Here is a 10,642-nt window from a genome sequence, read left to right on the forward strand (position 1 = left end):
AGGGATTCCATCCCTGGACCCGGCCAGGGAGGTGCCCTCCCTGGACCCGCAGTTGTTTTGGGTGCTGAATAGTTACGCCGGAATTTTCTATTGCACAGACGCCCTGTCGGGCAGGAGTGACCATGTCAACGACAGCTTTTGATAATCCTTTTACCCGTTTGCCGGACAGTCAAACAAGACTGTTGGGGGTGATTGGTCACCCAGTAGCCCATTCGCTCTCCCCGGCCATTCACAATCCGGCTTTGGCCTGGCTGGGCTTGAATATGCGCTATCTGGCCTTTCCAGTACATCCCGATCAGTTGGCCACTGCGGTAAGGGGATTTGTCGCCATGGGCATGTTGGGTTTCAATGCCACGGTACCCCATAAAGAGGCTTTGCTGCCCTTGATGGACCACCTGGAGCCGCTGGCTCAGCGCATCGGGGCAGTCAATACGGTGCGCATCGACGAACAGGGCAAGCTGCATGGCTATAATACCGATGCTCCTGGTTTTGTGGACTCCCTCATGGAGAGCCATCCGTTGGATCTGCCAACAAGCAATGTGCTGCTTTTGGGGGCCGGGGGCGCCGCTCGTGGGGTGGTCGCTGGCCTGCTGGAAGCGGGATGTCAACGCATTACAGTTGCCAATCGCACGCCAGCCCGTGCACAACAACTGCTGCACGATCTGGCTGCCCACTATCCCGCTGCCGCGCTGCAGGCTGCTCCCCTGCAGGAGGAGCTCCTACCCATGGGCGACTATGATCTACTGATCAACACCACTCTGCTTGGTTTGCATGGTGATCCCTCCTTGCCACTATCGCCGCAACGTTTGCCGTCGCGGGCTGTGGTGTGTGATATCGTCTATAATCCGCCGGAAACCCCCTTGCTGCAAGCAGCACGACTCCAGGGACTGGCCACCTTGAACGGCCTGGGCATGTTGCTGCAGCAGGCCAGTCGGGCCTTTACCTTATGGACCGGACAACCAATGCCGATTGTCGAGGTGCGACAACGTCTGCTGGGACTGCTCTAGGAGTTTGGAATATAAACAATGAATTTTTCACTTGTTTTTTTGTTAATACTCCTCCTGTTTTTGGGCATACCCAGCGCTTTGGAGGCAGGGGGTTGGCTGGGAGCCACTCTGCACACGCCTGCCGGGGTACAAATTGGTGATATTTTCAAGGATGGACCCGCCGACCATGCCGGTCTGCGCAAAGGAGATCTGCTGCGCCAGATCGATGAGACGGTGATCCGCTCCCCAGATCATCTGCAGGAGTGGCTGCAACAGGCTACCCCTGGCAAAGAGGTGGTACTGACCCTGTGGCGGCGAGGAGAGGAGTTGCGTCTCAAACTGCTTCTGGAAAACAGTGCCGAACATCTGCCGGAGGGTGGGCGCTGGCAGGGAGCGCCGTCCGATCTGCCTCCCCCACCTGCCCCCCCCATGCGCGTGAGCCCGCCTGCTGCAAACCCACCTGCACCATCCGCAACACGGGCAACCGCCACTCGATCCTCTCACGATCCGCAGCGTGACTCCCCCCCTCAGCTTGCTCCCGAGGAAGCGCCGCGACCGACCCCAGCAAACAGTTGGTTGGGCATTGCCTCCCATGCGGGCACGGGAGGGTTAACCATACTTGATGTGGCTCCGGGTAGTCCGGCTGCGCAAGCAGAGCTGCAAGGAGGAGATCTTTTGATTGCCATCAATCGTCAGGCTGTGACCTCACCGGAGGGACTCAGTCAACTGTTAAGCCGCTCCCGACCTGGAGAGTGGGTGGAGATCACCTATGAACGCTCTGGTCGCGTGCGCATGACACAGATTCAACTAGCCCCTCCTCCAGGAAGTCCGTAACCTATGATTATCATTAAAACAGCGAAAGAGATTGAACGCATGCGTTTGAGTTGCCGTTTGGCGGCGCAAACTTTGAACATGATTGCACCCCATGTACAGCCTGGAGTCTCCACCAATGCCTTAAATGATCTGTGTCACCAATTTATTCTCGACCATGGGGCAACCCCTTCACCGCTGCATTATCGACCTTCGGCACACAATCCGCAGGGTTTTCCCAAGTCGATCTGCACTTCAGTCAACCAGCAGGTCTGTCATGGCATTCCCGGCCCACGGGTTTTGCGTGAGGGTGATATAATCAATGTAGATATTACGGTATGTTTGCAGGGTTTTCATGGGGATACCAGCAAGACCTTTTTTGTCGGTCCGCCCACTCCGCGCAACAGCAAGATTGTGCGGGTTGCAGAGGAGTGTTTGGCCATTGGCATTGCAGCGGCGCAACCGGGCAACCATTTTAATGCCATAGGCAACGCCATTGAACCACATGCGCGTTTGCATCGTTGTTCGGTGGTGCGGGAATATTGTGGTCATGGCATTGGCCGCTCTTTTCATGAAGAGCCTGCCGTTTTGCATTATGCCAGCCGGGACAAAGGGGCCAAGCTGTTGCCTGGCATGATTTTTACCATTGAGCCGATGATCAACATGGGCAAGCCGGAGATTCGTATTTTAGCCGATCATTGGACAGTGGTGACCAAAGATCACTCTCTTTCTGCACAGTTTGAGCATACCATTCTGATTACTCCCCACGGCAATGAGATCCTGACCGTTGCTGAGGAAGAAGCGGTCGCCACCAACGCCTAGAGCATTCTACAAACGAATAGTTGCTCCAGAAGATGACCATTGCGCCTGGCGACTGCAAAACAAATGCTTGTCGGATAGCGCGCTTGCGCAATAACCGTTATGTGCAGCCAATTGACACAGCACACAATAATCTGAGCCACGCCGGAGACACTCTGGGAGGAGGCTCCCCCAATATCCACCGTATCGACTGAAACAACCGTAAGGAAATTTGCAAATGCGGTTGCCCTGGGTGCAAAACCCCTTTTCAATGGCAATTAATTGAGCTACGGTATAGAAATTGCCAAGTCGTGGGAGTTGGATGGCTTACGCCTTCCAACAGGGGTGGGAACTATAGGTGCGACACCGGCTGCGACTGCGCAGCAAAGCAACGCATCATTGCCTTCTTTATACGGAGAAATCGTTGTCTGCTATGCCGTTACCCAGATCGCTGCCCCGCCTGAAGGGAATTAATGATGTGGTCATGGCCTTTGGCATCATCGCCATCCTGACCATTATGATTATTCCATTGCCAAAAATGTTGCTGGATATGCTGCTCTCCGTCAACATCGCAATGGGAATCGTCATCCTGCTGACAACGGTGTATGTCCATCGCCCGCTGGAGTTCTCCTCCTTCCCCAGCATCCTGCTGATGACCACCCTGTTCCGGCTCTCCCTGAACATCTCCACTACCCGTATCATCCTCATTCATGGCGGTGAAGGCGAAGGGGCTGCCGGAGAAGTGATCCGCTCCTTCGGCAAATTTGTCGCCGGCGGTAATCCGGTGGTCGGAGTGATCGTCTTCGCCATCCTGGTGATCATCAACTTTATCGTCATCACCAAAGGTGCCGGGCGCATCGCCGAAGTGGCCGCACGCTTTACCTTGGATAAAATGCCTGGTAAACAAATGGCTATCGATGCCGACCTCAACTCCGGCCTCATCTCCGAAGCAGAGGCCAAAGCCCGTCGCAAAGAGATCGAAGAAGAGTCAGAATTTTTCGGAGCCATGGACGGTGCCTCCAAGTTTGTGCGCGGAGATGCTGTCGCCGGCATCCTGATTGTTTTTATTAATATCATCGGAGGCTTTATCGTCGGCGTCGCCCAACAAGGGCTGGCTGCCGCCGATGCCGCCCGTATCTATACCATCCTCACCGTCGGTGACGGTCTGGTCGCGCAAATCCCCGCCCTGGTTATCTCCACCGCTGCCGGTTTCCTGGTCACCCGCGCCTCCTCCGATGAACATATGGCCGATCATGTGGCCGGGCAAATCACCGCCCAACCGCGTGTGATCCTGCTCAGCTCCGGCGTCCTCGGCCTCTTCGGCCTGATGCCGGGTATGCCCACCCTGCCCTTCTCCATCCTGGCCATCTTGCTGGCTGTCTGGGCCTACTTCCTCTTTCGTCGCCGCGACGCCCGCGAATGGGCGCATGCCCGCGAGGAGGTGGCGCAAGCCCGCGAAGAGTCACGCCAAGAAGAGCCTATCGAAAGCTTTCTCGCCCTCGATCTGCTGCGCCTCGATGTCGGCTATGGCCTGATTCCTCTGGTCGATGAAAGCCAGAATGGTACCCTGCTGGAAAAAATTCGTGCCATCCGCAAACAGTTTGCCATCGATATGGGCTTTGTGGTCCCACCCATCCATATCAAAGATAACCTGCAATTCAAACCCGGGGAATATGCCTTCCTGATTAAAGGGGTGGAGGTGGGCCGTGGCGAGTTGCGTCCTGGCAGCTATCTGGCCATGGAAGGGGGATCGGTCACCGGTAAAGTGGAAGGGGTCGCTACCACCGAACCGGCCTTCGGCCTCCCCGCCATCTGGATCAATGGCAATGATCGTGAACGCGCAGAAATGCTCGGCTATACCGTGGTCGATGCCGCAACCGTCCTGGCTACCCATGCCACCGAACTGATCCATACCCACGCCCACGAAATGCTCAATCGCCAAGAGGTGCAAAATCTGCTCGACCTGGTGGCCAAAAACCAACCCAAACTGGTCGATGAACTGGTGCCGCATGTGGTCAATCTGGGTGGCATCCAAAAGGTGCTGCAAGGGTTGTTGCGTGAACGGGTCTCCATCCGCGATATGACCACCATCCTGGAGACTATCGCCGATTATGCCAAAGTGATCAAACAACCGGCGCAACTGGTGGAGCTGGTACGCCAATCGCTTTCTCGCTCCCTGGTCTCCGCCTATCTGGATGAGACCGGTTCGCTGCCCGCCTTGGTGCTGGGCGCTGATGCCGAAAATATGATTGCTGAAGCGGTGGTCGATGGCGAATATGGCTCCTATCTGGCCCTGGCGCCACGCTCTGCCACACTGTTCCTGAACCGCGTGCGCGAGGCAGTGGAACATATCGCCTCGCAAGTGGTGCAACCGGTCATCCTGACCGGCTCGCGTGTGCGTCCCTTTGTCAAACAGGCTACCGAAGCCGCCATCCCCCATTTGGTGGTCATTTCGCAAAACGAAATTCCCTCCAATATCTCTGTTCACTCCCTGGGATCGGTGACCCTCTCATGAGCCGTGGTTTGACAACTCCCTGTTTTGCTCTTTTTCCCTGAGTCGGCCATGAAAGTCTCCACGTTTCAGGCGCGGGATATGCGCGAAGTGCTCAAACTGGTGAAAGAACAGTTGGGAGCAGACGCGGTCATTCTCTCCACACGCAGTATCCGCGAACCCGGTAGCGGCTTGAGTCTGGGACGTACTCTGATTGAGGTGACCGCCTGTCCTGGTCCCAATGCCCGTCCTGCTACCGCAGAGCCTGCTGCAGCGTCAACGCCCCCGGCTAAAGGCGAAACCATACGCAAAGCCGATCCCGCCGCCACCCCCTGGAATAGCGCCACTCGTGCCACACCCGGACGCTTTTCTCGGGTTGTCGATGATCCGGTACCCTATCCTCCTGCGACAGCCAGCCGCAACACTGCCTCTGCTCCTGAGCGCTCCAACGAACGGACACCCCCGCCAACAGCGGCTGCTGAACCCCCGCCTCTACCCAACCGCATGGCCGAAGCGGCTGCCTCTGTTGCTCCTTTGACAGAGGAGGCGACAGAATCGGCTCCCGAAAGCCCACAAAACCGTGCCGATCTTACCCATCCTCTCCTGATGGATCTGGGCAGCGCAGACAAGCTCTATGAAGGTTCTACCAGCGATTTGGCAGCTCTCGATGCCGAGAGCAAACGCAACTATAGCTGGCTGATCATGCACGGTGTCGAAGAGCCTATTGCCCGGCGAATTATGCTCATGGACCGCTCTGGCAAAGAGCGCGGCTTGACGGTCGCTCTGCAACGGGCACTCAAATTTCGCGATCCTCTGGCCGGAACGGCACGAGTCATCGCTCTGGTCGGACCAACCGGGGTCGGCAAAACCACTACCCTGGCAAAAATTGCCGCCGATCTGATTCTCAACCGGCAAAGATCGGTCGGAATGATCACTCTGGATACCTTCCGGGTAGGTGCCGTCGCCCAGTTGGAAACCTATGCCAAGCTGCTGCAGGTCCGTCTGGTGGTGGCACGCACCGCTTCCGAAGTCAAAGCCGGTCTGCATTCACTCAACCGCTGCGATTATGTCTTGGTCGATACGGTCGGTTCCAGCCCCTACAACCGGCGTCAGGTCAACTCCACTGCCAGCCTCCTACCCGATATTGCCGAAGAGAGAGAGGTCATCCTCTGCATGGCGGCCAACGTCCGGGAAGCTGAACAACAGGCGATTTATCGACGTTTTTCCGTATTGCAGCCTACCGGTTTGATCTTTACCAAGCTCGATGAGACGGTCACCTACGGAGGCATTTTGAATGTCTGCATCAAGGCCAATCTCCCCTTGACCCTCTATACCGATGGACAGCGCGTACCGGAAAATCTCGGTTGGATGTCGGCCAGCACTTTGGCAAAATGGTTTGCACGAGATATGCAGGCAGAACTGCAAGGCGGCATCGCTTAGGCACACTTTGTGAATGGCAAGAGTGTTGCAATCGGTTTGGTAAGCTGTTAGTGATTGAGCAGGCAGTCAAAAAACCATACCCCCACAACCGGGCGTAAAAGGTGTACAAGAAAGACCATGACCGAGGATCTTGACAATCAGGTTGCCACCCTCAAAGAGTTGGCCCGTCTGCAGAAAAAAGCGGCTGCCGGTGTTGTACCGGTCAGCAGCGAGATGCTGCATGATACCCTGTCGCAACGCAAGGTTCCCCATACCATGGCCATCACCAGTGGCAAGGGGGGGGTCGGTAAAACCTTGGTCACCGTCAATTTGGCCGTCCAATATGCCCGCAAAGGACTCAAAGTATTGTTGATCGATGCCGATTTGGGGCTCGCCAACATTGATGTGGTTCTGGGTCTTAATCCTCTCTACACCATTCAAGATGTCTTAAGTGGACAAATGACCCTGGAGCAGGTTGCCATCCAGGGCCCCTTTGGCATTACCGTTCTGCCTGCCGCCTCCGGTGTGGCCGAATTGAGCGATATGAACGAAGGACAACGCACGGCACTCATGGATCATATCGATCAATGGAATGCCGATTTTGATATTGTCCTCGTCGATACCGGTGCCGGCATCTCCCCCAATGTACGTTTTTTTGTCTTGGCCGTAGAGAGAATCATGGTGGTGGCCACTCCCGATCCGGCCAGCGTCACCGATGCCTATGCCCTGATGAAGGTGATGTTCAACAACCATCGGGTCTCCCACTTTGATCTGGTGGTCAACCAAGTCAAAAACAGTGCCGAAGCCAAGGATGTCTATCGCACTCTGTCGAGGGTGGCAGAAAAATATCTGAATATCGGTTTGAACTATGCAGGCTTTATCCCGGATGACCTGATGCTGGTGCAAGCCGTTCGGCAGCGCAAAACCGTCTCGGAGCTCTATCCCAGCGCCCCTTCCTCGTTGGCCTTCGGGCAACTGGCGGAAAATCTGATGCGCATCCTGCAACAAAAACGGCAAGATGATGGTCGAATGGTCTTTTTCTGGCGCCGTCTGCTGGAAGAGTCTGTGCGCAAAGCTGCAGCAGCTCGCCTCTCCTCCAGTGCCTGACTCCTGGCGGATACTCTGCGGAGCAACACAATGACTGGATATGTTGCCCATACAGCCTTATCCCCTGTTGAGCAAACGCCACTCATCCTACTAAAGGCAAGTATTTGATGACCCATTCGGTACCGGAAAAAAATAAAGAGATCGCTGATGCCTGGGGCACCATGAACCGGGATGAGCTGATCTTGAAATATGCTCCGATGGTCAAATATATCGCCAGCCGTATCGCTACCCGCCTGCCGCAATCGGTCGATATCGATGATCTGATCCAGGTGGGAATCCTCGGCCTCATCGATGCCGTCTCCAAATTTGATCCGCAACGGGGCATCAAATTTCAAACCTATGCCGACTTTCGCATTCGCGGCGCCATCATGGATGAGCTGCGCGCCGTCGACTGGGTGCCGCGTGCAGTGCGTCAGGTGGCCACACAAATCCAGGAAACCTATTTTCAACTGGAAGGGGAGTTGGGCCATCCCGCCGATGATGCCGATGTCGCCAGCCATCTCGGCATCTCCTTGAGCGAATTTTATCAACATATCGATGCCGTGCGTGGTATCTCCATTTTATCGTTCGATGATCTGCGCCCCTCCCTGGAGGATGAAGAGTGGGATGCCATGGATCTGATGGCCGATCCCAACTGGATCGACCCTTCCGAAGCAATCGGTCTGCAGGAACTGCGTCTGGCCATCAGTCAAGCCATTCGCGATCTGCCGGAAAAAGAGCGTCTGGTCATCACCCTCTACTATTTTGAGGAGCTGACCATGAACGAAATCGGCGAGGTGTTGGGATTGACCGAATCACGCATCTCCCAGTTGCACAGCAAAGCGGCTTTGCGCATGCGTGGACGCATTCGCCATTTTGCCAACCGGAAATAAGTCTATGAGTTACTGGAACCTGTTGGTCGTCGTCTGCTTCGGAGTGCTCTATATGGGCCTGGTGGTGATCTTCAGCCAGTTGCGACGCATGCGCAACGAAATGAAAGAGTTTCAAAACACCCTGCAGACCATGCAAGCCGACCCCAATGCCGATCATCGCGCCTATGCCGAGATGATTCGTCGGCAATTGGCCATCATCGAAGTACAGTTGGGTATCCAAACCCGAATGGTCGGTGAACGCTTGCAAGGTGAGTTGCAAGCCATTCAACGGGAGATGCGTTTCATGAGTCGTCCCGGTCATGACACTCCCGGCCATAACCCCCTGCATGCTGCAGAGAGTCGCTCTCGCGAAAACACCTATCGCGAAGCACAGTTGTTGCTGTCCAACGGCGTCAATGAAGAGCGGGTCATCTCCGAAACCGGCTTGACCGAAGAGGAGGTGCGTCTGCTTAAACGAATCCCCCGACAGAATAACGACTCCTATCGGCGCCAGGATAACCATTATAGCAATGATTACCATCATTTAGATGTTGAATAAGGACGCACACCGCCTTTGTTTGGCCTGACTTATGAATAAGAGCTTGCGGCACTGACCATGATCATTTCTGGTATTCTTCTCCCCACCCGTGAGGCTTTGAGCAGCCCAACCCTGCCTACCCTCTCTCTGAATGTGGGTGATATATTGCTGGGACGGGTCACCCAACTCAATGAGGATGGTCGTGGCGTGGTACGCTTTCCGGATGGCAGTGGCTTTACCTTTGCCCGTGCCCCCACCCTGACCCTCGGTGAACCAGTACAGGTCGAAGTCACCCGTCTGGTACCCGATCTCTCCTTTCGTCTGGTTGCCAGCTCCTCCCAATCTGCCGCTGACCTGGCAGCCAATGCCCAACAAAGTTTGGTACGCGCCCCGGATATTTTTAATAACCTGTTGCGCTGGTCCAACCTCTCAGCCAGCAACCAATCTCTCCTGCAACGTGCTCTCCCGCCTCTGTCGGTACAAGGCTTGCTGCAAGGGGATCTGACCGCTCTGGCCAGCCTGTTGGAAAATGGCTCGCAACAAGATGTGCGCACCATGATTCAACTGCTGCGTGGCAGCTCCCAAGAGCTGTTGCTGGCCCGCAACGAAACCACCAGCAGTACGCCCACCACCCCTACCGCCTCTCTCTCCACCACTCCGGCAACCGATGAGCTGCTCGCCAACAACCTGTTGCGCAACAATCTGCAACGCCTTTCCGACCTGCTGGCCATGCAGGAGATTTTGCCGCGTCTGCCGGCCAATAGTGATGGCAGTCAGGTAATGGGCTATCGTCTCTTCTGGTTGATGGAGGGGGGATTGGGCGAAGCCATCTGGTACAACCGCCGTCAGGTCAACGAACGTGAGGCTTCTGAAGGGGATGAGGAGGCTTCGGAAAATCCAGGAAGCAGTATCCATACCTCTGTTTTGTTGTCTCTCAACATGACCGAGTTGGGAGCCATACAAGCGCGTCTGAGCTATGGTGAGGGGGTGTGTCGGATTCATATTGCGGCGGAAAATGAGGAGTCCTTATCACGCTTGCGCAGTGAAATAGGCACTTTGCGTTCTGCGCTGTTGGCAGCGGAACTGCCATTGGCAGCGTTGGATGTGAGCCGTCTGCTACCGGGTGAGCTGCGTGATCAGCGCATGCGTGCCTTGGGTTTGGCCAGTCAATTTGCTGCGGAGGCATAAACATGGAAGAGCCACACCCTTTGGCAGGCGCCAGCAAACGGCAAGCAGTGGCGTTACGCTATCGCAAAAGCCAGGATGTGGCACCACGGGTGACCGCCTCCGGGCAGGGCCGCATCGCTGACGCGATTATCAAACGTGCCAAAGAGAGTGGAATCACTTTGATGGAGGATCCCGATCTGGTCAATCTGCTCAGCAAAGTACCGGTTGGCGATACCATTCCTTTACCGTTATACAAAGCGGTGGCCGAAGTACTGGCCTATGTCTATCGGATCAACAAATCGCTTAAATCCTGAGAGACTTTCCTGACGCAGGGCATGACTGGAAGCAAACAGGAACACACCGGCAGGGCAATCGCATTTGAAAATCAGAAAATTATTATGGAGGTCCAGGAGGAGATTATCTCCTCCTGGTGGGTGCAGGGCAAAGCCCTGCTGAAAATGTGCGGCGTTTCACA

General features: G+C 55.6%; 10 protein-coding genes. All 10 read left to right on the top strand.

Features of this window, described 5'->3' with window-relative positions; genetic code table 11:
• The first annotated feature begins 122 nt into the window (after positions 1–122).
• The 10 genes from aroE (at position 123) to EJP87_RS09875 (ending at position 10,481) form a co-directional block, all read left to right on the top strand.
• The gene (aroE, locus tag EJP87_RS09830) at positions 123–1,007 is read left to right on the top strand and encodes a shikimate dehydrogenase (protein WP_130471695.1); all 885 of its coding nucleotides are present in this window, start codon (positions 123–125) and stop codon (positions 1,005–1,007) included.
• Between the two features lie 18 nt (positions 1,008–1,025).
• The gene (locus EJP87_RS09835; RefSeq protein WP_130471696.1) at positions 1,026–1,820 is read left to right on the top strand and encodes a PDZ domain-containing protein; all 795 of its coding nucleotides are present in this window, start codon (positions 1,026–1,028) and stop codon (positions 1,818–1,820) included.
• 3 nt (positions 1,821–1,823) lie between these two features.
• Positions 1,824–2,618, top strand: coding sequence for a type I methionyl aminopeptidase (gene map, locus EJP87_RS09840; protein WP_130471697.1), 795 nt, complete (start codon positions 1,824–1,826; stop codon positions 2,616–2,618).
• Positions 2,619–3,027: 409 nt separating this feature from the next.
• Positions 3,028–5,109, top strand: a complete 2,082-nt coding sequence (gene flhA / locus EJP87_RS09845) for a flagellar biosynthesis protein FlhA (RefSeq protein ID WP_130471704.1) — start codon at positions 3,028–3,030, stop codon at positions 5,107–5,109.
• A gap of 48 nt (positions 5,110–5,157) precedes the next feature.
• A complete protein-coding gene (flhF, locus tag EJP87_RS09850; RefSeq protein WP_130471698.1) occupies positions 5,158–6,525 on the top strand; it encodes a flagellar biosynthesis GTPase FlhF in 1,368 nt (455 codons plus the stop codon).
• Positions 6,526–6,642: 117 nt separating this feature from the next.
• Positions 6,643–7,611, top strand: coding sequence for a MinD/ParA family protein (locus EJP87_RS09855; RefSeq protein ID WP_130471699.1), 969 nt, complete (start codon positions 6,643–6,645; stop codon positions 7,609–7,611).
• A gap of 107 nt (positions 7,612–7,718) precedes the next feature.
• The gene (locus EJP87_RS09860; protein ID WP_130471700.1) at positions 7,719–8,483 is read left to right on the top strand and encodes a FliA/WhiG family RNA polymerase sigma factor; all 765 of its coding nucleotides are present in this window, start codon (positions 7,719–7,721) and stop codon (positions 8,481–8,483) included.
• Between the two features lie 4 nt (positions 8,484–8,487).
• Positions 8,488–9,021, top strand: a complete 534-nt coding sequence (locus EJP87_RS09865) for a hypothetical protein (RefSeq protein WP_130471701.1) — start codon at positions 8,488–8,490, stop codon at positions 9,019–9,021.
• Between the two features lie 57 nt (positions 9,022–9,078).
• Positions 9,079–10,188, top strand: coding sequence for a flagellar hook-length control protein FliK (fliK, locus tag EJP87_RS09870; RefSeq protein ID WP_130471702.1), 1,110 nt, complete (start codon positions 9,079–9,081; stop codon positions 10,186–10,188).
• 2 nt (positions 10,189–10,190) lie between these two features.
• Entirely contained in the window at positions 10,191–10,481 is a 291-nt protein-coding gene (locus EJP87_RS09875; protein ID WP_130471703.1) for an EscU/YscU/HrcU family type III secretion system export apparatus switch protein, read from the top strand.
• Positions 10,482–10,642 lie beyond the last annotated feature (161 nt).

This window comes from Candidatus Magnetaquicoccus inordinatus (assembly GCF_004217665.1).
GTDB lineage: Bacteria > Pseudomonadota > Magnetococcia > Magnetococcales > Magnetaquicoccaceae > Magnetaquicoccus > Magnetaquicoccus inordinatus.